Origin of the sequence: Pseudomonas sp. TH10 (assembly GCF_016651255.1) — a bacterium.
GTDB lineage: Bacteria > Pseudomonadota > Gammaproteobacteria > Pseudomonadales > Pseudomonadaceae > Aquipseudomonas.
Map to the genome: position 1 here is coordinate 18,520 of NZ_JAEKEG010000073.1, position 22,312 is coordinate 40,831.

Genomic DNA, 22,312 nt, shown 5'->3' on the forward strand with positions numbered 1-22,312 from the left:
AATCCTCAAAAGGTCGCCATACCGAAGCTGATCGCGGCAAATAGAGTAGAGATAGGACGTAATCATACTGGTCTGAAGACACCTTCATCTCCCGAACCGCAGTTCCTACATCAGCGTGAGGAAACCAAATTTTGCAGGCAGTTCGATGCCTCGACGTTCATGCTTCACTCCAGGTGCGACGGCAAGGGAGCCAGCAGGCACGGGGACAGCTTGTTTTCGCGTCCGAAAAAAGCACCTGCACGAGCTGCTTGGCGGCTCGAAAACGCCCACTGCATGTAGCCGTCGCGCGATAAGACAAGGACCGCATTTTCTTCGGTGTATTGAATCCATTTCAACACTGCTGCGGTCAGCGAAACACCATATCGATCTGCACAGTGCCCGAGCAATTCAAGGTCGACAACAGTTGTGACTTGCGCTCGGAAATCGTCCAAAGGCATAAGTAGGTAAGAGGAAAACAGATCAGCTTGCGCCTCGATCGTTTTCTCTTCCCAGTCAAGCATGTCGTCATTACTGCACTGGAATCCCTCGCGGGTGTGACGGTGCAGAATGTAGTGACCCAGCTCATGAGCTTGTGTGAACCGGATCCGGCCTGGTGATGCCATCGCACTATTGAACAGAAGCATCCATTTCTTACGCTCATCGTCCGGAAACAGTGCACCGTCGAAGCTCTTAATATCGACAGGCGTGACCTCGGTGATGGGGTCGGGCCAGCCGAAAATGTTGGCAGCCTCCAGCGCGAGCATCGGCACATCGATGGGGAATCTGTGCCCACCGTGCTTATCACAAAAAAATCTACGATTTTGGATAGGCGATTCGCCGCCTTCTGAGGTGTCCATACCTGCTCGTCGCTCATCAAGATCCCTTTTTGAAGGTTTCCAATATCTTTCGAAGCTGCTCTTTTGCGTCCGGTTCGAGGTTTTTGTAGCCTCGAAAGAACGCATCGTCTAGATGCCGTTCCTGCGGAGCGCGAACATCCTCTTCAAAAAAATACGGTGTCGCCACGCCTAGAACGTCAGCGAGAGCCGTTAACTTTTCCGCAGATGGCCGCTGAGATTCACGGTTTTCGAGTTCCCAAAGATAGCTTTTGCTCAGACCTGCCATGTCCGCCAGCTTCTCCAGGGTCAGCCCACGCTGCTTGCGCAGGTCGCGAAGCTTTTCGCCGAGACGAGTTGTCACGATCGCGCCTCCCTTTTGATGGTGATTGGTAAAAATAGTACCACGGTTCCGAACAAAGCGTTTGACAACAGCGATAGAAGGAGTAGGTTTACAAAAAGTTCGCTGTACCGAACTTTTTATCAGGCTAGCCGATAACCCGCAGTTTAGGTGTAGTCGTCCTGCCTTCAGTTGATGCACTTCCCATAGGGGGCAGTTATGTCCAGAGAGCACGTCGACCACCGAGACATCGTACGATTCGCCGAAGAAAAGGTGAATCTTCCCAAGGACAAGGCTAGCGCATATCGAGAGCAGGCAGGACGTTTGCAGGACAAGCTGGAAGGTTATCTTTCCGATCACCCCGACTTCTCGTTGAAGCGGATGATGGTTTCCGGGAGCCTGGCAAAAGGCACCGCTTTGCGTTCCCTGAATGATATTGATGTCGCGGTCTATGTCAGCGGCTCGGACGCGCCACATGACACCAAGGCGCTGCTCGATTACTTGGCTGACAAACTGCGTAAGGCTTTTCCGAACTTCAGTGGGGACCAGGTCGTTCCACAAACCTATTCCGTAACCGTTTCCTTTCGTGGAACGGGTCTGGACGTCGATATTGTTCCTGTCTTGTACTCGGGCCTTCCCGATTGGCGTGGCAACCTGATCAGCCAAGACGACGGCTCCTTTCTGGAAACCAGCATTCCACTGCATCTGGCCTTCGCAAAAGCACGTAAACAGGCTCAGCCCACTCATTACGCGCAAATCGTGAGGCTTGTGAAATTCTGGGCCCGCCTGATGAAACAGGAGCGCGACGGCTTCCGCTTTAAGTCGTTCATGATCGAAATGATCTTGGCGAAACTCAGCGACCAAGGTGTCGACTTTTCTGATTACCCCGAAGCCCTCCAGGCCTTCTTCACGTACATCGCGCGCTCGGAGCTTCGGGAAAAAATCTTCTTCGAAGATAACTACCCGGCGTCAAAGGTCGGCGTGTTTACGAATCCCGTGCAGATCATTGATCCCGTAAACCCCGGGAACAACGTCGCCCGCCTTTACACGCAGCAAAATGTCGACGCGATCATCGATGCAGCTCTGGACGCTGGTGACGCAATCGATGCAGCCCTTTATGCGCCGAACAAGCAGCTAACCGTCGGTTACTGGCAAAAGGTTTTCGGGTCTTCCTTCCAAGTGTGAGGTAGCAATATGTCGTCTTACAGCTATACGGTCGCGGAGACCCAAACATTTACCCTAACTCATGCCAAGCATATGGCAGCGAAGGTCGCTGCGGATCTCATGCGACTCCAGCGCCTTTATGGGGCGCCAAGCAGTCAGCATATTCTTGAGTACGAACAGGAAGTGACTCTGCTGTTGAAGTCGGGCTTTCTTGGCACAGTAACCTTCGGATTCAAGCGTGGAGAGAATTGGATCGAACCCACTCTCAACTACTCAGCATCCGAGCTTTCGGGTACAGGAACCGATGATTCCCCTGGCCGCATTCGCCCAGGGGCGGATGTTTCAGGTGCTAGTTTCTACAGTTACCTGACTTATAGCGCTGCTTGGAATCTCGCATCACAAAGCGAAAGGGACGCCCTGGAAAGTGAGCGACCATTCTCTCGCGGCACGGCTTCTGCACCTGGTGTTAGCGGCTATCTCGTTGACGACCGCTCCTACTCATCAGGTGGCCGTTCCCTCAATCGCTCGACAGTAAGGAGCTTCTAATGAGTACCAAACCTACCTTGGATGAACTGTTCGAGTACCGAGTGAACTATCCAGATTTTGAGCCGCAGGGGCGGCTGGCAAGGCTCATTGGTCTGGATGAGCAGAAGCAGCGCCTGGCTAAAATCCTTGGCCTCCTAGTCAACTCGTCGGGCCTCACCGATTGGGCGAAGAAATTCCACCCTGGCTCTGAGGCCCTGCTAGATACCGTACTGCGCCGCCCTCCCTCGTCGTCCTAGCCGGTGACGTTGGTTCTGGGAAGACCGAGCTTGCGGAAACTATTGGTGATGCGGTTGCTCGGCAAGAAAACATTGGGATCACCCTGTTTCCGTTGAGCCTTTCTACCAGGGGGCAAGGACGAGTCGGTGAAATGACCCAACTCCTTTCGGCGGCCTTTGACTACACCATCGAAGAGGCAAAAAGCTCAAGTCATCAAACGGCCGTTCACGCGGAGCGGTCATTTTGCTTGTGGACGAAGCAGATGCGCTGGCTCAATCCCGTGAGAGCGCTCAGATGCACCATGAGGATCGCGCTGGCGTGAATGCCTTCATTCGGGGTATCGACCGGATCGCAAACGCCCAGCTTCCAGCGGCGGTAATCATGTGCACCAACCGCCTGAATGCCCTAGATCCGGCAGTACGGCGGCGCGCCGCCGAGGTGTTGTCTTTTGGTCGTCCAAATGACGAGCAACGTCGGCACATCATGACAAGCCGACTCAATTCACTGGGTATATCAGGAACAGCCATTGAAGCGTTGGTCATCGCGACAGGACCTCAAGAAGGCAATGTCCCTGGTTTCACATTCTCTGATCTGACTCAACGCCTGATACCGTCCATAGTCTTGGAAGCTTATCCAACCCAGGCCGTTGATGCGAAGCGGGCAATATTGGTGGCGCAGCGGATGATCCCAACACCAGCATTTCAGGATCACATCATCTAATCGCCACAAGACAACTTTCGAGAAGTGCATCGCAAGTGAGGGAAATATGGCAACCAAAAAAGACCGCATCGCCGACACAGCGTGGATGAAAGATTCCTTCGTGGACGTTCAGGCGGAATTAGCGCTAAAGCTGAAGCGTGCAGCTCAATCCATTTCACACGCCGGAACCCACGGTACGGTGGTCGAAGATCATTGGATCGATGTCTTCCGGGCGTACCTACCTAATCGTTACGAAGTGGCAACAGGCTTGGTTATAGATAGCCTGGGCAACCGAAGTGATCAGATCGATATCGTCATCTTCGACCGTCACTTCACCCCTACCCTGCTTGACCAGCAAAATCACCGGTATATCCCAGTTGAAGCTGTATATGCCGTCTTTGAATCGAAGCCACATTTCGATAAAAGCTACTTTGAGTACGCAGGAAACAAGGCTGCTTCAGTACGTAAGCTGCATCGCACCTCTGTCCCCATCGCGCATGCAGGGGAACCTATGAGCCGAAACCGCTATTTCCAATTATAGCCGGCATCGTCGCCCCCAAGTCGAGCTGGACGGATGGATTAGGAGAACACTTCCTAAAACATCTTCCTACAGAGGAAATGGAGCGGTTGGACTGTGGGTGTGCCTTGGAGAATGGAGCGTTCGACAGTTTCGGAGACTGCTTGAAAGTCGTAGGGTCCGAGGGTGCACTCATCTACTTCTTATTCCGCCTGCTCTCTCGACTCCAATCACTGGGCACGGTCCCAGCAATTGACTGGGCAGCCTATGCATCGGTGATAAACAAATAGGTGTTCAATAGTCCCATTCACCATAGGGGTCTTGCTCGTAACGCCAATCTCTGATGACGGTGTCGCCGTTAATAACTAGCGGCTCGACCTCAAAGGTAACACAGCCGATTTTGTGAGCCTCCAGTGTATCGGGAATGTACACGAGCCCAGACGGGAAAGGCCCATTGCCGATGATGGGGTCGTCCTCGATTCTCTCCTGATAAGGAATGCTGGCGAGCACACGTGAAAACAGAGCAATGTTGATCCCATCCTGGTGCTGAACAGAGGCAAAAATCACCCCATCAATAGGCGGATCAACCTGCGTGGAAAGGTACTCTGCAATCACTTGGGTCAGTAGATATTCCTGCTCTTGATCAGGCGTGACTGGCGAACTGATTGCTGTGCAAGGTGCGTAGAAACTGCCTTCGTTCCATACTCGCTCGATAAGCCGGATCAAAACAACTCATAGGCTGAGAATCGAATATATTCTCCAACACACCAAAATCGAGCACCCGGGCATCCCGTAACAACTGAAACGCCCCCGTTAGCACCATACCGCCCACCGAGGGGCGCAGCTCGGCGATGCACGTGTCGCGATCAAATGCGCCATAAAACACAGGCACACCAACAGGATTCATTCGTCCTGCGCGCGCCTTTTCCTTGGGAGGTGCCGCTAGTTCAGTTTCCGGGGAGACAAGAATGTTTTTAGGATCCGATGACGGTGGGCAGTAGCGCCCTCGATATAGTTCCCAACCATCTTCTACTTCAAACAATCGCACCACCTCCTGGCTGTTTTCGTCTTTGAGGTGATGAATACCTTTAAACAACCAATCGAGGAACGCTTTACCGTGATCGTTAAAGAAACGGCTGCGGTGCATCACACCACTTTTGAATTCTTGCCATTTTCCTCGACTTCTGTCGGTCGGATACTGCGCCGCATGTACAGCGCATCGGCCTCAAAACGTGGTTCACCGCCTCGTTTCAAGTAATAGTCAGAGCAAACAGTGAGCAACTCGACAATGGCAGCAGTGACGGAGCCTTCATTATCGTCGCACTCAAGCATTTCCGCGACGATGAGCGCCAAGGGATTGCCGGCGCGAATGTAGCGTCCCAGATCCCCAGCACCGCAAGTTCTGATGACCAGATCAGTCCCGTAGAAATTGTAAAGAATCTCTGCAATATCATCCGCTAAAACCTCAATGGCTATGCAGGGCCTCACACGCTCACAGACCGAACACTTGGCCATATCGCATTGATCACGAATACGTTGCCGAAGAAAGATATCCCCCACACAGCCATCACATACAATTTCTACGCTGCCTTTCAAATCATACCCCTTGAAAGCACCTATCCTAGAACCACTATTTCTGAGCCGGATGCACCGCTTGCAGATGGTTGGAAAAACCGGCCTCAGTTTCACAACGCCAAGTCGCCCACAGCTTGCATCCCGTCTCGCCCCCATGTCCAACTCAAACGCCAACCAGTTCCGAGCCGGCATCACATACCGATTAAAACCGGGGAACAACATCATCTCGACACAGTGCTGCACATCGATGGATTGGACCTTGCTGGCGGTATGGTTCAGCAATTGAAGAAAAAGCCGTTCGGCCACTCCAATCAACGACGGATGCACCACACCTGACGAAGTAAATTGCTGAATCTGCGCCCAGTTCGACGTTGGCGGAATATCCCTTCGGTAGCAACTGCCCCAGGCCGCGACATGCACGTCCCCAGAAGCAATGGATACCCGCAGCATTCTCTGCTCAGCAATACGAGTCAGCGACTCCAAGAGTCGCTTACGCTCCCCTCGTGATCCCCGTGCGACCAATGATCCTTAAGGTCATCAGCATTACTGTCGAGCACATGATCCTGCCCAAACGTATCGAGCAACCCTTCAGCCAGCGACAATTTGGGGTGCGCGACCGGAACCGAGGACATGAAGATTAAGTGCTGACATTTGCTTCCCGGATGAGCAGGCTTACCGTCACGGAGCGTGTTGAGCCAAGCCTGCATAGCAGTCCAGGTATTGGCCCCCAGTACTTGGGTACGTGAACGCTCAGTGCGCAGATCAGCAACAAACAACGATACCGGCCCCAAGTGATAGCCGAAACTAAAGCCCGGCTGACCATCCAAGAGCGGCAAGGCCAATCGATCTCCATTTAATCGAGCACTCCATTGCACCGGCTCATACTGTGGGTCCTGCGGGGAAACGTTTGCACGTTGGAGCAATTGCAATGGCGGCAAATCATCAAGGGCATGCTGCAGCTGAAACACCCAGAAAGCCTTGCGCGCATGACGCATCAGCACCTGGAACAACTCGCAGTGCTGCATAGCCGGACTATAGGACCCCCAACCGTCGAAGATGTCATGGTCGTCCCACATCATCACTGTAGGGATTCTCGCCATCGCATCAGCTGCATCAAAATTCGGCTTGGGGTGCCCCAGTCACGCCGCGTATCTGGCAGCCAACGATTGGCATAGAGCCCGAAATAGTAGGACTCGATCTCTTTCTCCAACGCCGCGCTTACCTTGAACGCCAATTGCTCCTTGCGCGACAGTCCGACCCATTTCTTGAGGGACTTCACATCCTCCCAAATCGAGTCAAAGTAAATTTGGTCGCCCCCATCAGCAGCAATTGGAACCGCTTCAAGCCCTTGTCATGAATTCGTCCTTCGTGCCAAAGCTGTTCCTTGTCCAGCACGTAACCTGCAGCACGCAAGTCACTGTCATGATTGCTGATCAGGTCAGCCCATACGGCGTTTTCAGGGCGCACCAACTTGCGCATTCCACTAGGGTCCGAAAAGCCATTGCAAGAGACGTAGGCCATTCTTGGGGCATAGTCTCGACCGGGAATGGAGAACTGCCATTGCGGCCCTTCCTGCCCTACACCAAACTTTACTAATCGCTCCTGCGCCTGCTGATCACAGCTCAGGTCGTAACGAAGGATGGTTTCTTTCGGACGCTCCAGCAAAACCTTCGGCGTCGGACAAGCCTGGCCGTCAACAGAAAGAACAGGAAATGCGGCGCCAGCTACAACTCCGACTAACGCGGTCACCTGCCACTGCCCGGATTTGCTGACGCCTCGGAAGGACAACACGGGCCCCACAGTAAAAAGTGCTTTTGACATCCCTGTTATCTCCCTTCAAGTTCGGCGGCAATAACTTTGACAATCTTGGCGCGTGAAGCGGCTCTCTTGGCCAGAATTTGCGCTTCACCTGTTTGATCCAACCATTCCCTAAAACGCTGGAGCGCATGGCGCGTTTGCGACGCATCGCGACAGTTGGCCAGGAAGGCAAACTGTACTTTCTGTACATCATCAGCGACAAAAATACCGAAGGAACCGCTGACAACCGTAGCATCAGGAAAGCCTAACAACGCAGTGGCCTGAGTCTCTGTCGCTCCACGGTGACAGGCGATTAAATGTAACGGTCCTTCTGCACCTTTCAACAGATCAGCATGCTCATGGTCACGCAGAAAAGGCTTACCCACCAGCTCACGCGCAGCAGCAACCGTGAACGCAGCCGGGATTGCATGGACAAACACAACGACATTCACTCCAGCAATTGGAACAATGGCGAACGCTTCGCTAGCAGGGACTTTGCCACCATTGAGCGCCTGCAGTAACACCGCTTCCATCGCTCGTTTGCGCTGACGGAAGTCCATCCGTGTCCAATCCAGCGCCTGGCCCATATCGAAACGAATCGAAGCCGCAGCGGTTACACCACGCTGGGTCAGAACGACCAACGCATCGAGAAGCGCTTCCTGGACGCGGCTACGCAATTGCTCAACAGTTGAAACCATTCCACCCCTGAAGGGTGTCTGTTGTGCAATAAAGGCCTGGAAGCGCTGATTACGTGCTGTCTCAGCTACCTGGCCATCGCCTGCTGGGATATTTGGCATAGCGATGAAGCGCACCTTCCCCCGAGTAGTGGCTAGTCCCTCCATGTACTCTGCATGGCAAATACCAATGTCGCCGTCACCACTGGCCCAGCCGGCATTGCCGTTGGACAGCACCAGTAGCACATCGCAATCCCTCACGGCTTGCAAACAGGCATCCCAGCTGTCCTGCATTCCGTCCGCAGAAGGTGCATCTTCGTTAATCCAAACTTCGAATACCTGTTTGCCAAATAGCTTCGTGCCCTCTATCTCACGTTTGAGTTGCTCTCGGATACTGCTGAGCGTTTGATCGCGGTCCGTGGGAAAGCGATCGTTACAACGACTGGACAGCATTACTTTGATTCTCTTTGACTGGGCCATCCTTGCTCCTGCCCCACTTCCGAGGCCTCAAAATTCTTTGATCAATGAATACCTTCCCGCCCTATCTCCAGATTCACCTGGCCAAGAAGCCGGAGGCAATACGGTGCCCCCTTTCTGTTATGCACTGGTTACGACCCGGACATCTGAACCAGATACGTTCTTAATGTAGGAGTAACTGGTGCCGAGGACAGCAAGCTGATCAGCGGAGATTTTCGCCGCTGAAATGGCAGGCTGTACGATCACGAATCTGAAAATCATCTCGTGGTCGTGGCACTTGTTGCGAAGCAGCTCCAAATCTATTGGGTCACCCTTGAGGATTCTGTCGAATCCTTTCGGCAGCGATTGCTGGTACCGACCCATCAATCGATTGAAGAATTTTTCCTCGGTGTGCAGCCACTTCACCGATCGTGATGCCTGGCCGCAGACCTCGTAGACATCGTTCACACGAGCGCCAGGTCGAGCCTCGCCATCTTTTTGGGGGCAATACTTGCAGTGGTAAAGGTCGACAAAGATTGCGTCCTTGCTCTCTTTGATTGCCACCAAATCCGCAATCTCACCTGCGCCATCATCGTTGAAAATGAATGCATAGTCGTCCTCGATTCGGCTGTAGGTGAACCCTTGGACGGTGTCCATGTTACGAGTTGCCCTCATGGACTCGCTGTGGATCTGGGTGGTCCCCCAGTCCCAAGCCTCAATCAGCGCTATCGGAAGCTTCAAGCCCAAGCTATTGGGTGTGTAAAACCGATAATTGCCCTCGACCATCGAACCGTCCACAGCTAGCAGCACCAAAGGATTCGCATCCAGGTACTGTTCGAACGAGCTCTCTTCGGCAAAAATGATCTTGACCTCAAGGCAGGAGAATTTGTAGCTATCCTTCAGCAACCGTACTGTGATGTCAGGCAGCTGACGCTCCGTGCCATCTGCTGCTATGGCGATGACGGGCACTTCTAGTGTCAGATCGTCAGTCCGCTGAGGTTTCCCAAGCTCGACATCAAGCAGGTTGAAAATCTCACCATTGAACGCCAGCGAAATTTTCTGCTCGTTTTCGATCGCAATGGACTCAGGCCAATCAGAATAGAAGAGTCCCGTTGGCCAGGCCCCCTCGATCTTCTCCGAGCGAATCACATCCTTGAGCACTTCAGAGGGGTTGATCGTGGCGTCATTGAGTTTCTGCGAGGCGCGCTTGCACCACTCAATCCAGTAAATGATGCTGGAAGAGTTCATCTCCCAGATCTTCCCCTTGTGAGAACAGCCAACGGTAGTGCGCTGTCCATCTTCATAGCCCGTTGCGAAGATGTTGGACTTTTTCGCCGTGCCGTTCTCGATTTCACTGATGACGGTATTGATGTCCCGCCCGACGTGCATCGTGAATCTCAGATCCTTGCGTGTCCTGGACAACCCCACGTTCTGTAGCTTCATGAGCTTGATGTCGTGCAGGGTGCGGAAGGTAGGCTCGCCGTTGATTCGCCTGGCATCCTTTGCAATCAAACTCAAAAAACGCGTCGCTTGCGACTCATCACCAGAGGAGTGAATGAAGAGCGTCTTGTCGGGCGAATGGTAGTAAGCCAGGTACAAAATCCAGTTGGTGTCCACGATCGTCGAGGTCTGAGCCCATCCGACCGGAGTATCTCGTCGCGTGACCATGATAATGGTGTCTGAAGCGTCGTTGATGGAAAGGAACTGCAGTGGTTCTTTCTTCTGGGAGAAGTGATTGGCCTTCTCTGGCCGCCACTGGTCGCGCTCCACATGGTAGGCGACCGCACTGATCTTGGGGTTGGGGTTCAACCCGAAGATGTCCTCGGAGTCGGCATCATCCGGGAACTGTTCGGTGAACGTCTCCTTTTCGATTTCGCGGGCGATCTTGTCTTGGCTCACGTCTCGAATCACAGCGCTCCAGTCGGCACTTTCCTTGTAAAGCACTGCCATCTGGTAATCAACTTTCTGGTTGGCAATGTTTGAGACGAATTTGGCGTCGCCTAGCGTGTCATCAACCCGGGTTAGCCGACCGATGAACTGTAGCGTGACTGCCGGGCTGCGATGCTGATCGTGAATAGCCGCGATTTTCAGCTCTGGCAGGTCGAAGCCTTCGCCCAGCATGTCCACGCAGACGATGATCTTGTATTTCTTCTCGACAATTTCACCCAGCAGCTTGACCCGATTCGGCACCTTGCTGTGGATGAGAATGGGTGAGAGGTCTTCATGCTTTTTGTAGAGTTCAAACAGCGCTTCAGCACGTTTTTGCGATCGTGCACGTACCATCAGTAGGTGGTTAAAGCCTTGCTCTCGATCGCCTCGCAACAACTCTACCGCCTTATCAGCAACCACTTGGTCAGCCAACTCGAGGTTGTATTCGCGCACTGGGTGAAATTCGATCGACTTGAAGTAGCCATCGATCTGTGCATCCTTCAACGGGTAGTTGTAGATAATTTTGCCTTCAAGAGGCTGGTTGTCTTCCCTGAAAGGCGTAGCAGTGAACTGCAGGCAGGGCTTTTCTTTGAACGCGGTCTTCACCCTGCCCCACGTCATGGCGGCCACATGATGCGTTTCATCGATGATCAGGTGGCTGCAGAGCTCAGCCAAGGCTTGGAGGGCCTCTGTGTCGAATCGCTGCAACGCTTGCGGGGTAGCGACAATTACATTCGCCTCGGCAAGTTGTTGTACATCTTCAGCCGACATTCCTGAGCCGATCGCTCTCACCACAGGGTTAAGTGCAGTGGCAGAAACAGCACCGATCTCCCGAAGTTTTTTCAGCCCGAGGCATTTTTCGACAAGCTGGGAGCGCAAGGCATCTGACGGGACTAGCACCAATGTCCTTGCCAACCGCCCTGCGATAAGCAAACCCAACATGGTATCAGTCTTGCCGGTACCCGTTGGCATCACGATCGTTGCGGTCGTGGCCGGAGACATCACTAAGTGGCCCAGTGAAGCGTAGAGGGCGGCAAGCTGAGGCTTACGCAAGCCTGGCGTATTGGTTTCCCGGACTGCCAAGTTGAAATTGAAGAGGTGTTGCTGCCAGCTTTGATAGACGTCTAAGTACTTCCCTGTAGCATCGGCCATTGCATTCACCAAATTGAATGTGAAAATCAGCGCTGATTAATCAGTGGCCACATGCTATCAGTGAACATCCTCTTAGGTGTACCCTGAAAAGCAGCGTTCAAACCCGCCACCCTCTCTGCCCTCATCAACCGAATATCGAGGCCAAATAGTCCAATCTGCGATGGAGGTACACCCAAAGCCATCCGAATCCGTCCTGGTCTCTGTCATAAATCGCCATTCGCGATCGCTCCCAACACCCGGTGCGAATGGGGGAAAAATGGGGCATAACTCGTTTTTTTCCATCATCAGGAAGTTCATGCCGCCAAAAATACGAACTCCGCCGCTGGCACCATGTGATATCCGATGACTCTAGCGGAGTCTGAGCGAATGCCCGACCCACCTAACCAGCAACAGAGGGCTCCGCACTATTTATCGCCTTCGCCCGAAGCTTGCCTCGCAGACTCTCCAAATCGGCAACCCCTTAACAAGCAACTTCGCGCCTTCAGGCTCTTGCACTGATACGAGCCGCCCGGGAAACGAGAGTCGAACGCCTCTAAAGTGGCATATCTACCGAGATCCAAGATATCCGTGGGAGTAAATGTGGGAGTATTTTTTTAGACATGAAAAAGCCCAACCTTTTCAGATTGGGCTAAGTCATTGAAAAATATGGTCGGGACGGAGTGATTCGAACACTCGACCCCTAGCACCCCATGCACGCAGTACCGCTGTAAGTCCTTGTGCAATAGCCGTTTTTACTGGCGCTCGCTGCAATCGAATGCCCACAAGTGCTTACAAGTGCGTGAGAAAGTCACGCAAAAGTCACGCACCCCTTCTTCGGCGTCCTGCCGACCGAACACAATCCCGAAACCTGCAGCTCATCGCATCACCCTCGCCCAATCCGCCATCCTCGATTACTGTACATCCAAACAGTATCGAAAAGGCATCACCGTGGACCCGTACGACATCGAAGACACCAGCGACTGGCTGGGAAGCCCTACTGAGCTCCAAACCCTGAAGCATTACGCGGGCATGCTGGAGGAAGATATTGAGGCGCTGAAGTTAGAGCTTCGTGCAGCCAAGGAAAATATAACTGGGCTCATCACAATGAACGATGAATTGTCCGCCGACCTCCAAAGAAAGCGGACTTGGATCGCGAACCTCGAATCGGAGACCACCGTTCAGTTGACTGATATCCGGCGCCTGAATCAAATTCTTCACCAGAGAGAAGTCGTCATTCGCGAGCTAGAGGCGCTCAAGCTGAATCACAGGAGATGATCATGTGCGGAAGACTCACCCAGTATCGCGGCATTCACGACTTCGTTGAGGCGCTCGCGTTTCCGAACCCGCTTATCAACAACACCAGTGAGCAGCCGTTCGAACGCTACAACGCAGCGCCGTCTACTCAGCTCGCCCTCTTCCACCAGGAAGGTGAGTTTCTGCGCGCTGATATGGTTCGATGGGGGTGGCGGCCGCACTGGGCGAAAGATCGCGCCGCGCCGATCAATGCCCGAGTTGAGAAAGTCGCGCACGGTCCGTTCTTCCGCGCTATTTGGCCGCACCGGGCAATCATCGCGATCGACAACTGGTTCGAGTGGGTTGATGAGGGTGGTCCGAAGAAGCAGCCCTACCTCATCCGCCACCGCGATCAGTCGCCGATCCTTTGCGCTGCAATCGGCCAATACCCGAACGCAACGCATGAGCCAGGTGAGCACGACGGCTTTGTCATAATCACTGCAGACAGCGCGGGCGGCATGGTGGACATCCACGACCGGCGCCCGGTGGCGCTCACGCCTGAGCTTGCTCGCGAATGGCTGGACCCGGCTACGGCGAAGGAGCGCGCCGAGCAGATGGTGCTGCTCCAGGGTGAGCCTACCGAGGCGTTCGAGTGGTTCAGGGTGGACCGGGCGATCGGTAACGTGCGCAATCAAGGTCCAGACCTGATAAGGCCAGTACTGCGATAACCTTCGGTTTGATAAAGTGGAGCCGTGCTAGACATCACTAATCCTTCTTGGAGAAGGCAATGGCAGAGAACGCCCGAAGAATCCCTAGAAAAATACGGGAAAAAATACTGGATGACGCTGGCGGTAAATGCGCCAACCCGGGATGTGATAACTCTCGCCTAGAAATTCATCATATCAAGCAGTGGGCTGTCTACAAAACTCACGACGACAAACACATGATTGCAGTGTGTCCCGCTTGCCACGATGCTTGCCATTTTGGAAAAATGAAAATCACGGATGAACAACTGTATCAGTGGAAGGGCATATCGAAAGAAGCAAGATACGCCGAATCTCATATTTTTGTATCTTCCTCTCCTAAAACTAGGATCAGCGCAGGGACCGTCACACTCGAAGCAACCAAAGAAAGAGAAACGGTAATCTTTGACTTACCAAGCCTGAATAAACTTCAATACTCTGTAAAAGATGAATGGCTTAAAGTAAGCGCGACACTAGTTGACCGACTTGGTCGAACCGTACTAAAAGTCACAGACAATAACATCAGAATAAATATTGACGACGATTTAATTCTGGAGCAAAGGCCTGGCAGGTTTCGCGTAACTGTTCCCGTTAATAAATTTTATTTGCCAGCAACAGCTCTCATGCTCATGAGAAACAGTGACCCGAGTTACGGTGCCGATGGTCGAATCATAGCTATTGATTTAGAAGTAATAAAGCCTGGGCAGGTTCGAGTCCAGGGATTTTGGCCGGAAGGTAATGCAGCCATTGTAATCACGGAAAAATCTATAAACTTCTGTAAATGTGGTGACGTGGACTATATAAATGCGGTGCCAATTTCGATTATAGGAGAAGGCGACGAGACGGTTCTGCTATTTGATGGCGCTGTCAATACGCCAATGTTCCAGTTTGAATAGGCTATAGAGCAAGCACTTTCATGGCACATCCTTGAAAAAGACGTGGTGGCCGAGCTTTAGCGTCTGCTTGGCTTCCTTTGCCCAGGTCGGTTGCTTCGGCATGGTCGTCGCGTAGTAGTGAGTCGCGCCGCCAGTTGGGTCGGGCGTGGTTCCCGCCATGACCTGATCAGCAGCCTTCAGCGCCTGGGCATACTGCACAGCCGGGATAGGCTTCGCTCCGCTCAAATAGGCGTAGTTCGGATCGTTCTTGTTCCAGCAGCTGAATTGCCACGGCTTGAGGCAGACGCCGGCGTAGCCTTCGCCCCACCACGACTTGGCCTTCCCGTCGAACACTCGGTTTCGGATGGTCCAGGCTACGGCGATTTGGCCTGCCAGGTTTTCGCCGCGAGCTTCTCCCCAGAGCGTGCGGGCGAGGATGTCGCGGTCTTTGTCGGTTGTGGTCATTACTTTTCTCCGGGCGTAAAAAAACCCGCTCGGGGCGGGCTGATTGTCATGGCAGCGATTACAAGCCGAAGCGAGCGTTCAGCTGCGCAACGATGGCGTTTATATCCTCATCGGCCAAGGCGCGGTTGTAGCAGCGGGCATACGCGATCCCACCGCTCAGGCCGACTCCGCTAAAGGCGGACTCTTGACCACCAAGGGTGTTTCGGTTGTTCTGGGCAGTGCCAGTAGCGCCTTTGACAATAGCGCCCGCCCCCGCCTTGATCTTGGAGTTGGCGCCGTTAAACACCACGGCCAGAACAACCAGCCTGCGGCACTTACGCCGCTCTCCAGCCTGGACTCACCGGCATTACTGGCGTAGTAGCCAGTCGCTCCCGGACCAATAATCTGGTTGCCGGCCGTGAGAATCCGCGACTGGGTGGACGCGAACGTATCGGACTTGCAGACGAAGACCAGGCTCAACGGCTGGCTTTCGAGGGTTACCCCTACGTCGTTGGCGATCTGCTGCGTGCCGTTAAAGAGGGCTGCCGGTTTCCCGCCAGGACCACCTGCGAGCGAGTACGTCGGAAAGTTCCAGCCGGCGTATTTAGAGTTGAAGGTACGGTCGACAGCGGGAGCAGGGCCCGATGCAACCCAGCTGCTGATAGAAGCACCATTGGGCAGCGCCAGATCCTGCGCGTCCAGCGTCCAAAGAACGCCGTATTCAAGATTTGGAATTACAGGTGCGCCAGGAAGAGGTGCGGATAGGACGCCGGGGGCGCGGAAAACCAAAGTCATTTTTTAAACCTCTCAGGAAAGTCGAAGAAGACGATAGAAGAACTCGGTAATTAACCGGCCGCCCTTCGTAATTATCGGGTGAAGATTGTCGGTGTCGATCAGCGGGAATGCGCCAGTACTGGCATATCCGGGTACGTCGCGACCGAAGGTGTATTGCAGATCTGAGCAAGGGATACCTTGTGTATAGGCCCAGTTGCGCAACAGCGTGCCGTAGGCCGATATCGGGTAAGTGCTGACTCGCGGCGTCTCCGCCTGCATACACAGATGGATATCGGCGCCGGGGGCTACTTCCCGGATCATTCCAACCAACCCTTGGATGTTTGCAAGGTATTGAGCTGGTGTAACGCTGGTGCCCTGGTCATTTGCACCCAGCATGATCATGTAGGCATCAGCCGGGATAAGAGCAGCAGCAGCCTTCCATTGAGTCTGCCAAGCTGGGTCGGTGCTGTACCAGTTGCCCGAGGTGGAACCGCTGGCGGCCATTTTCGAGAAGCGGACGCCCGGCAAGCTGTTTGCCAGATAAATACCGAATAGGGTCGGAGCGCCGGAAACCACTTCAATGCGCAACTTCCACCCAGTACCTACCGGCAAGACCGGGAAGGCGATCTGCTGAGGGCCTGTGCCCGTCAAGGTCAGGGTGTTCCAGGCGCCCGCATCAGCCCAACGATATTGCAGTGTATGCGTAGCTCCGTTGCCCAGGTACAGCAGCTTGCCTTCCGAGATAGCAGTGGTGATGCCGGCCGATTCGATAGAGTTGACGCTCACATAATCGCCAAGGGCGGTAGAGGTAATCGTGCGGTTGTCGGGGCTGGCAGCACCTAGGCCAGAGACAGCCCAGGCGCCACCGAAGTAAGTGGTGCTCGACCTTGTGTACTGAAAGTTCGTATCGCCCAAGGCCGCGCCGTGGTTAAAGCCGATGTACCCGGGACCGGCAAAGCCAAAGTCCTGCGCCATCGCAAGGTTGAGCTTATTCAAGTAGTACATGTGGCCAGCGGTGTACGAGTCACCAATAAAAGCAATGTTCAATACCGCCCCGGCATCGGCGGCCCTGATCTGACGCAGGCGCATACGCACGGCGCGCAAGGCTTCGGAGTTGTTAAATTCCGTCTTGGGTGCAGTACCGGATGCCAACCGACTACTGAGCAAGCTGAGCGCCCAATCAGTCGGACCACCATCAGTGTCTCGCGCTTGAAGCCATGTAGGATTACCCACAATGTCCGAAATTGCCACCAAGGCGCCAGCCACCACGGGCTTGCTGATGCCAGCTTCGGCGAGAACGCCGGCCGTGAGGGAGGAGGTCACTGCGGGCGGCACTAACGACGGGACAAGGCTTTTGGTTAGCATCTGAGCGGCCCACGCGGTGGGTCCACCATCGGTATCATTGGCCTGGAGCCATGTTGGATTACCAGCCGCATCAGTGGACGATATCAGTACGCCGGGGGCCGTCGGCTTTTGTATAACGGCGTTGAACGAGTCGCTGACCGCTTGAACGAACGCGGCGCTCGGATAGCGCTTAATCTCAGCTGCTACACCAGCACTGTTCTGGTAAAGGATCAGGTAGTCATTGCTGTCTGGTGGCGGCACGCTGAAGTATTGCTCGAAAACGGTCGACGCCAAACCAAGTGCTGTATTGGGATAGATCCCCGAGGAAATCCTGGTTGCGTACGCATTTTCCCGTGCTACCTGCGCAGCATCAAATGCCGCCTGCTTCGCGTTCTGGGTCGCATCAAACTCCGACTGCTTTGCATTCTGGGTAGCAATAAAGGTATTGGCTCGAGATACCTGATCGGCCACAAACTCGGCCACCATTCCTCTCCACGACCTGAGCGCAACACCCAGGCGGTTTGGAACAGATACCGCCTCGGTGGTCATGAGAAGGTCGAAGTCCTCGGCGTTATCGATCAAGTCCTTCGGGGATTTGGATCCGGGGGCGTTTCCGGTGTTGAAAGCCATGGGCATTTTCTCGCAGGCACGCCATGTCCACCGCATGATCGCGGAGTCGTGAGCGCTGGGATTTAAGTTCCGGCGAGCTGCCGGTGGAATTTCGTAAGACGTGGTGTGGCTTGATTAGCCCGTGTGCTTCGGCCACTTCTGGGTCATGGCCCTGTCGAAAATGTCCGAATACAGCACGAATTCAGGCGCATACAGCCAATCCTTGTCGATCAGCGGACGCTTGAGAAGCCAGAGCTGCGCCGTGTAGCGCCAGTGGTTGAGCTTGGTGAGGTAGCCGCCTTTATAGATGTCGTCGAACTCAGCGGTGTACTTATCAAGCCCCAGGGGAGTGAGCAGCGGGCATTCGAACTTCTTCACGCCGGAGACCAGCGTGTATTCGAAGAAAGCTTCGAATAGCTGCGCCTGCTCTGCGCTAAGTTCCCAGATTACGTTGACGAGCACTGGGACGTTCTTGAACTTGCGCCGAGCCTCACTCCTGCCGTTGCCGAGCTTCGAGCGCGTCATGGGACTGACAGGCTCAAGCCCGTAGTTCTCCCGCAGCGGATACGGCAGGCCTTCCGGGTAATCGATCATGGCCAATCCTTATGCGGGCGCAGTGGCGTTGTCGTATGTGTAGACGCGGGCGTCATAGGGCATCCCCTTCATGGCCACGTTTCCGTTTGATGGATCAGATTTGGTTACCAGGACCGGGTAGGCCCACTTGCCATTAGGCCCGAACAGGATCTGCGGCAGGTTGATGTCATGGCTGGTGTCCGGATCGAAATCCAGATCAGCAATTAGCACCTGGTACTCATCCACCTGAGTCGCTGGATAGGGCCCAGAAAGCGTGCCGTCTGGCCGGCTGAAGCCGATCTTGTGCGCGCCACCTGCGGACCAGTCGAGCGGCTCGGTTGAGGTGATGACGAATCCACCGGTGACAGGCTGGACATCCTCGATCTGGGCACTCTGGCAGGTGCCCGGCGCATTGCCGGCCACTGCGCAGAAGCTCAGGTAGCCCGAGTTCATACCGGCCATCGTCGTTTCCCAGCTGTAAACGTCCTGCCGGAATTTCTGGTGACCGCGACGGCGCATGCCGAACCGGTAGGCCTGATTCCTGCTGCCGACTCCTGGGAGCTTGAGCTTCTCGACCTTCTGCCCGGCATCGCCAGGCCACCGGCATTGCACGGTTTCCCATGCCCAGGTGGTGCTCGAGTAGAACTCGACATCAACGCCGTCGAAGTCGTTGGCCGAGGAGTGAGGTCCGTTGATGGTCAGCGGCTTCTCGGTCATGTTCTGCGGCGAGTAGGTCTGAGTCTTCGGGCCGTACTCGCGATCGAAGGCTGCCCGAGGCTCGTCTCGCACCAGGCTGACGAGGCCGTTATTGATGGTCAGTTCAGCCCAGCCGCAGGCCAGCGCGTCGTTCAACTGATCCTTCGCCGTGCTACCGGCGTCGATCGTTCGGTCATAGGTCTGGCCGGCTCCGTAGAAAACACCGTGCAGACGATCCCACTCCGCCAGATCAATGTCCGAATCCTCGTAGCCCAAAGCCTTCAGGATATTCAGGCACCACGGCACGATCTCGCGTGTAGGCTCTGGCGGCAGCCAGGTCCCGGCGTACCTGAGTGGCAGTTTTCGAGTAGCTTCGACGCTTATCTGGCTCTCCGATTGAGCGGAAAGACGATCACCGCCGCGAACCTTGACCGACATAACAGTCATGCCTGGGTAACTTGCAGGCCTAACCAGACGCAGCGCGCGAACGTTGTACCAATTGATGTCGTCCTGCTTCTCACTGTCGATGCGGCCTGGCTGGCTGACGAATCGTTTTTGACGCGTGCCTCTGGGTTCGCCATCGGGTATGGCAGATCTGTCCAATAGGTAAATCCCTGAGGATCGCGACTGCTTCCTGCGTGTTCTTTCTCGATCACGGTCCATGGTCCGGCCACGTCTGCATCACGAAATTCGAAGGTATGGAATGAGCGGACCTCATAAATCTGGCCTTCCCTGCCGGCGCCATACAATCCATTTGGATGAAATACGGTCCACTCAAGGCGTGAGACCAACTCCCCATCTGGGCTGCAGGTGATGGGACCTCGATAGCTTCCCTCAAGACTTGACGGGTCAAGAGTGATAACCCCGTTTACTGTCTCCATCAGGTTGAAGCCAGGCCACCCAGCATCAACCGGCCCTGCCGAAGTCAGACGATCCACCACCATCACCGTGGAGCTGAAGGCGGTGATCCGGTAGCGCAGGCCGCGCGGCCCGATGGTTGCCAACCCAGAGCCCAGGGCCAGGCCGACAACTGGTGTGCCGCCGTCGTAGTCCAGGGTCATTTGGGCCGGAACTTCAGCCGTCCCGGTGCTGGCCGGTGTGCCTGTGGTGTTGGTCGGGCTGCTGCCGAGGATATCTGCGCCGCCGGTGGCCACCATCGTTTCGCCGCCGAAGGTGCCGAACTGCGTGATAAGCAGACGCCCAGATGAAGCGCTGGCAATGAACGGAGCAGAGCCCTTGGCGGTGTTGAATGCCGACACCAAGCCGGCAAGGTTCGTGGTTGCCGTGGTCAGGTTGACCGCGTACGGCGTGCCGCCCAGCGTCACAGTGACCGACAGCGGCGTGACGTTGAAGTCGTAGCGCGCCGGGATGCTCGATCCGAGGATGGTCGACGCGGTACCCGATGTAGGCGGAACCGCCGGCGCATACGGCGTGTAGCTGTTGACGACGTAGTTGCCTGCATTCGCCCCGGCTACCTCGATCAGCATGCCCGGTGTTGGGTTAAGCATCTCAAGCGGGCCTTGCACGATGTCCCGCCCTGCCCCGCCATCCACGACGGTGTAGTTGTAGGGTGCCTGGACGCGAATCACCAAACCGCTTTCCCAGTCATCCGGAAATGTCCCGGCGCCGGCGGGGATCGCATCGAGTCGCCGTTGAACTGGTAGGCAGACGCCGTGGACGATGGCGCAATGCTTTTCGACTCGGTCATTTCGAGACCTGCCGAACCGCTGGAGCTGGCCCCGACTTCGCCGACGTTGTACCAGAGCATTGAGGGCGGTATCGCCAAGCACGCTTGCACCTGGTGCGTAGACCGTCACTTGTGCGTCGGCACCCAGGGAGATCAGCGGCGTGTCGCCCACCTTGATGGTGTTGATCGGAACGTCCACATCGCCCTCGGAGATGTAGAGCAGCATTTCCACCCACTGCTCGCGAGGAGCGGCGAACCAAGTGCGCGGTTCGCTCAAGCAGGAGGGGAACACCTTCTGCTTGCCGACAACGTGCCGAATGGTCTCGCCCAGCTTGACCTTGTTGCCTCGGGCGCTGGCTTCCCGGAGCGGGTCGCCCTGCTGGGTGCCGGCCGTCGATGGCATGCCTGGCATCTTGGGCATGAGCCACTTGCCAACGGCTTGCACGCCCTTGAACAGAGCGATCGCCATCGAGAACGGGTCAGTGCCTTTCGGCTCGCGCCAGATCTGCACATGGTCGGCAGGCTTGAACTTGACCTTGTGCCACAGGTGCGGCTCGATGATCTCGCCGTTGAGCTCAATGCTGATCGGCGCGCTTTCCCGGCGCTCGTACCCTGGTGCCTGCGACTTCAGCCACTCTTCCAGGGACATGCGGCGATTGGTCTTGAAGGTCGCGATCGGCGCCGAGTCGGCGATCTTGTTCGGGTAAAATTCGATCATTTGTAATACACCACTCTCGGATAATCGGACTCCGAAGTCGCGCACTGTGCGAACCCGCACGCCGCCAGGGTTGGTGTCGATGACCTTTAGCCGGCCTTCGACCTCGACCACTACGCCGACGTGGGCAAGCTGGGAGCTACGGAAAACTGCGGCGATTGCCCCAGGCTCTGGCTGGCACTCTTCCATGCCCCTGCTCAACTCCTGATAAGCCTTGGTGTTGCTGCGCAGACGATTGCGCCCGACACCTCCAAGGCTTGGGAGCATCGCGAAGCCGAACACCTCGGCGCGTATCGCGCGGCAGAGCCCCAGCAATCGAACGCCAAAGGGCCCCGCGCCTCGTCCACGTAGGGAGCCCGCATGTACTTGGCGAGGTCGGTCATATGAAGATGATTCCCGGGGCGATGGCAGCGGTCAGTTTGCGGCGCGGGTACTCGGTGCCCAGCAGGTCGAACAGTCCGCAGGTGAGCGTTGCGGTATCGCCTTCGTACTGCCGATTGAGCAGCGACAGGTGCATCCGCTCTTGCGGATAGCTCAGGTCGCTTTCCAAATACCGGCGATAGGCGATCGTGACTCGCGCCTCGGCTGCCCGGGCCTCTTCCAGCTTCTGCTGGACCAGACCGTTCGTGTTGTCCAAGCCGATCAGCAGGTTTTGGAATGCGCTGTTGTCTCGCGACGGCAGCGCCTCTTCAAACCCCATGGCGGTGAACAGTGGCGTCCGACCATCCTCGGTTCCCAAGATGTAGTCGTCATAACCAGCACA

At 55.3% G+C, this 22,312-nt stretch carries 23 protein-coding genes and 1 pseudogene; 8 read left to right on the top strand and 16 right to left on the bottom strand.

Translation table 11 applies throughout. The features are described from left to right. Window positions 1–164 precede the first annotated feature (164 nt). Both JFT80_RS11755 and JFT80_RS25130 read right to left on the bottom strand, forming a co-directional pair. A complete protein-coding gene (locus JFT80_RS11755; protein ID WP_242482893.1) occupies window positions 165–836 on the bottom strand; it encodes an ImmA/IrrE family metallo-endopeptidase in 672 nt (223 codons plus the stop codon). Window positions 837–852: 16 nt separating this feature from the next. Next, window positions 853–1,176, bottom strand: a complete 324-nt coding sequence (locus JFT80_RS25130; protein WP_063341190.1) for a helix-turn-helix domain-containing protein — start codon at window positions 1,174–1,176, stop codon at window positions 853–855. 195 nt (window positions 1,177–1,371) lie between these two features. Here JFT80_RS25130 and JFT80_RS11765 point away from each other — a divergent pair, with 195 nt between their 5' ends. The 5 genes from JFT80_RS11765 to JFT80_RS11780 all read left to right on the top strand — a co-directional run bounded on the left by JFT80_RS11765 (window position 1,372) and on the right by JFT80_RS11780 (window position 4,318). Continuing rightward, entirely contained in the window at window positions 1,372–2,337 is a 966-nt protein-coding gene (locus JFT80_RS11765) for a CBASS oligonucleotide cyclase (RefSeq protein ID WP_201147979.1), read from the top strand. A 9-nt stretch (window positions 2,338–2,346) separates the two neighbouring features. Further along, window positions 2,347–2,862, top strand: a complete 516-nt coding sequence (locus JFT80_RS11770) for a hypothetical protein (RefSeq protein ID WP_201147980.1) — start codon at window positions 2,347–2,349, stop codon at window positions 2,860–2,862. After that, window positions 2,862–3,098: a hypothetical protein gene (locus tag JFT80_RS24150; RefSeq protein WP_242482894.1), complete on the top strand. Its 237-nt coding sequence runs from the start codon at window positions 2,862–2,864 to the stop codon at window positions 3,096–3,098. The genes JFT80_RS11770 and JFT80_RS24150 overlap by 1 nt, the downstream gene beginning before the upstream one ends. 229 nt (window positions 3,099–3,327) lie before the next feature. After that, window positions 3,328–3,798 (top strand): AAA family ATPase, encoded by a 471-nt coding sequence (locus JFT80_RS24155; protein ID WP_307833077.1) that lies wholly within the window; start codon window positions 3,328–3,330, stop codon window positions 3,796–3,798. 46 nt (window positions 3,799–3,844) lie between these two features. Further along, window positions 3,845–4,318 carry a DUF6602 domain-containing protein gene (locus JFT80_RS11780; protein ID WP_201147981.1) on the top strand — a complete coding sequence of 158 codons (474 nt, stop codon included), beginning with the start codon at window positions 3,845–3,847 and terminating at the stop codon, window positions 4,316–4,318. A gap of 270 nt (window positions 4,319–4,588) precedes the next feature. Here JFT80_RS11780 and JFT80_RS11785 read toward each other — a convergent pair whose 3' ends face one another. From JFT80_RS11785 to JFT80_RS11810, 8 genes are all read right to left on the bottom strand, one after another. Beyond that, window positions 4,589–5,020 carry an RES family NAD+ phosphorylase gene (locus JFT80_RS11785; protein ID WP_201147982.1) on the bottom strand — a complete coding sequence of 144 codons (432 nt, stop codon included), beginning with the start codon at window positions 5,018–5,020 and terminating at the stop codon, window positions 4,589–4,591. After that, window positions 4,938–5,441, bottom strand: coding sequence for an RES family NAD+ phosphorylase (locus JFT80_RS24845; RefSeq protein WP_201147983.1), 504 nt, complete (start codon window positions 5,439–5,441; stop codon window positions 4,938–4,940). Before JFT80_RS24845 ends, JFT80_RS11785 begins: the two co-directional genes overlap by 83 nt. Next, the gene (locus tag JFT80_RS24160; RefSeq protein WP_242482896.1) at window positions 5,441–6,352 is read right to left on the bottom strand and encodes a hypothetical protein; all 912 of its coding nucleotides are present in this window, start codon (window positions 6,350–6,352) and stop codon (window positions 5,441–5,443) included. Before JFT80_RS24160 ends, JFT80_RS24845 begins: the two co-directional genes overlap by 1 nt. Continuing rightward, on the bottom strand, window positions 6,340–6,969 hold the full coding sequence (locus JFT80_RS24165) for a hypothetical protein (protein WP_274610187.1): 630 nt from the start codon (window positions 6,967–6,969) through the stop codon (window positions 6,340–6,342). The genes JFT80_RS24160 and JFT80_RS24165 overlap by 13 nt, the downstream gene beginning before the upstream one ends. Then, window positions 6,948–7,148, bottom strand: a complete 201-nt coding sequence (locus tag JFT80_RS24850) for a hypothetical protein (protein WP_307833076.1) — start codon at window positions 7,146–7,148, stop codon at window positions 6,948–6,950. Before JFT80_RS24850 ends, JFT80_RS24165 begins: the two co-directional genes overlap by 22 nt. Beyond that, window positions 7,145–7,690: a hypothetical protein gene (locus tag JFT80_RS24170; protein ID WP_242482897.1), complete on the bottom strand. Its 546-nt coding sequence runs from the start codon at window positions 7,688–7,690 to the stop codon at window positions 7,145–7,147. Before JFT80_RS24170 ends, JFT80_RS24850 begins: the two co-directional genes overlap by 4 nt. A 5-nt stretch (window positions 7,691–7,695) precedes the next feature. After that, complete coding sequence (locus JFT80_RS11805; RefSeq protein WP_201147985.1) at window positions 7,696–8,820, bottom strand: DUF4062 domain-containing protein; 1,125 nt, start codon at window positions 8,818–8,820, stop codon at window positions 7,696–7,698. A 117-nt stretch (window positions 8,821–8,937) separates the two neighbouring features. Next, window positions 8,938–11,877: a DEAD/DEAH box helicase gene (locus tag JFT80_RS11810; protein ID WP_201147986.1), complete on the bottom strand. Its 2,940-nt coding sequence runs from the start codon at window positions 11,875–11,877 to the stop codon at window positions 8,938–8,940. Between the two features lie 774 nt (window positions 11,878–12,651). Here JFT80_RS11810 and JFT80_RS24175 point away from each other — a divergent pair. The 3 genes from JFT80_RS24175 to JFT80_RS11825 are packed head-to-tail and all read left to right on the top strand — an operon-like array spanning window position 12,652 to window position 14,728. Further along, on the top strand, window positions 12,652–13,131 hold the full coding sequence (locus JFT80_RS24175; RefSeq protein WP_242482898.1) for a hypothetical protein: 480 nt from the start codon (window positions 12,652–12,654) through the stop codon (window positions 13,129–13,131). Between the two features lie 2 nt (window positions 13,132–13,133). Further along, window positions 13,134–13,817, top strand: coding sequence for an SOS response-associated peptidase family protein (locus tag JFT80_RS11820; protein ID WP_201147987.1), 684 nt, complete (start codon window positions 13,134–13,136; stop codon window positions 13,815–13,817). Window positions 13,818–13,876: 59 nt separating this feature from the next. Further along, complete coding sequence (locus JFT80_RS11825) at window positions 13,877–14,728, top strand: HNH endonuclease (RefSeq protein ID WP_201147988.1); 852 nt, start codon at window positions 13,877–13,879, stop codon at window positions 14,726–14,728. A gap of 18 nt (window positions 14,729–14,746) precedes the next feature. On the opposite strand, the gene JFT80_RS11830 is transcribed toward JFT80_RS11825, so the two are convergent. The 6 genes and pseudogenes from JFT80_RS11830 to JFT80_RS11860 all read right to left on the bottom strand — a co-directional run. After that, a complete protein-coding gene (locus JFT80_RS11830; protein ID WP_201147989.1) occupies window positions 14,747–15,172 on the bottom strand; it encodes a cell wall hydrolase in 426 nt (141 codons plus the stop codon). A 156-nt stretch (window positions 15,173–15,328) separates the two neighbouring features. Further along, the gene (locus JFT80_RS11835) at window positions 15,329–15,946 is read right to left on the bottom strand and encodes a hypothetical protein (RefSeq protein WP_201147990.1); all 618 of its coding nucleotides are present in this window, start codon (window positions 15,944–15,946) and stop codon (window positions 15,329–15,331) included. 12 nt (window positions 15,947–15,958) lie between these two features. Further along, on the bottom strand, window positions 15,959–17,899 hold the full coding sequence (locus tag JFT80_RS24180) for an SGNH/GDSL hydrolase family protein (protein ID WP_242482899.1): 1,941 nt from the start codon (window positions 17,897–17,899) through the stop codon (window positions 15,959–15,961). 114 nt (window positions 17,900–18,013) lie between these two features. Beyond that, on the bottom strand, window positions 18,014–18,472 hold the full coding sequence (locus JFT80_RS11845; RefSeq protein ID WP_201147991.1) for a hypothetical protein: 459 nt from the start codon (window positions 18,470–18,472) through the stop codon (window positions 18,014–18,016). 9 nt (window positions 18,473–18,481) lie between these two features. Then, window positions 18,482–21,552: pseudogene (locus JFT80_RS11850) on the bottom strand (host specificity factor TipJ family phage tail protein). Window positions 21,553–21,928: 376 nt separating this feature from the next. Beyond that, on the bottom strand, window positions 21,929–22,312 hold a 384-nt coding region (locus JFT80_RS11860), incomplete at its 5' end, for a DUF1833 family protein (protein WP_201147992.1).

What these genes read in the sequence shown, in the direction of transcription:
- JFT80_RS24845 (WP_201147983.1), bottom strand. Translation starts at nt 5,441, where the DNA reads ATGCACCGCAGCCGTTTCTTTAACGATCACGGTAAAGCGTTCCTCGAT.
- JFT80_RS24170 (WP_242482897.1), bottom strand. Translation starts at nt 7,690, where the DNA reads ATGTCAAAAGCACTTTTTACTGTGGGGCCCGTGTTGTCCTTCCGAGGC.
- JFT80_RS11805 (WP_201147985.1), bottom strand. Translation starts at nt 8,820, where the DNA reads ATGGCCCAGTCAAAGAGAATCAAAGTAATGCTGTCCAGTCGTTGTAAC.
- JFT80_RS11770 (WP_201147980.1), top strand. Translation starts at nt 2,347, where the DNA reads ATGTCGTCTTACAGCTATACGGTCGCGGAGACCCAAACATTTACCCTA.
- JFT80_RS11845 (WP_201147991.1), bottom strand. Translation starts at nt 18,472, where the DNA reads ATGATCGATTACCCGGAAGGCCTGCCGTATCCGCTGCGGGAGAACTAC.
- JFT80_RS11810 (WP_201147986.1), bottom strand. Translation starts at nt 11,877, where the DNA reads ATGGCCGATGCTACAGGGAAGTACTTAGACGTCTATCAAAGCTGGCAG.
- JFT80_RS11765 (WP_201147979.1), top strand. Translation starts at nt 1,372, where the DNA reads ATGTCCAGAGAGCACGTCGACCACCGAGACATCGTACGATTCGCCGAA.
- JFT80_RS11755 (WP_242482893.1), bottom strand. Translation starts at nt 836, where the DNA reads ATGGACACCTCAGAAGGCGGCGAATCGCCTATCCAAAATCGTAGATTT.
- JFT80_RS11830 (WP_201147989.1), bottom strand. Translation starts at nt 15,172, where the DNA reads ATGACCACAACCGACAAAGACCGCGACATCCTCGCCCGCACGCTCTGG.
- JFT80_RS24150 (WP_242482894.1), top strand. Translation starts at nt 2,862, where the DNA reads ATGAGTACCAAACCTACCTTGGATGAACTGTTCGAGTACCGAGTGAAC.
- JFT80_RS24165 (WP_274610187.1), bottom strand. Translation starts at nt 6,969, where the DNA reads ATGGCGAGAATCCCTACAGTGATGATGTGGGACGACCATGACATCTTC.
- JFT80_RS11780 (WP_201147981.1), top strand. Translation starts at nt 3,845, where the DNA reads ATGGCAACCAAAAAAGACCGCATCGCCGACACAGCGTGGATGAAAGAT.
- JFT80_RS11825 (WP_201147988.1), top strand. Translation starts at nt 13,877, where the DNA reads ATGGCAGAGAACGCCCGAAGAATCCCTAGAAAAATACGGGAAAAAATA.
- JFT80_RS11820 (WP_201147987.1), top strand. Translation starts at nt 13,134, where the DNA reads ATGTGCGGAAGACTCACCCAGTATCGCGGCATTCACGACTTCGTTGAG.
- JFT80_RS24180 (WP_242482899.1), bottom strand. Translation starts at nt 17,899, where the DNA reads ATGGCTTTCAACACCGGAAACGCCCCCGGATCCAAATCCCCGAAGGAC.
- JFT80_RS11835 (WP_201147990.1), bottom strand. Translation starts at nt 15,946, where the DNA reads ATGACTTTGGTTTTCCGCGCCCCCGGCGTCCTATCCGCACCTCTTCCT.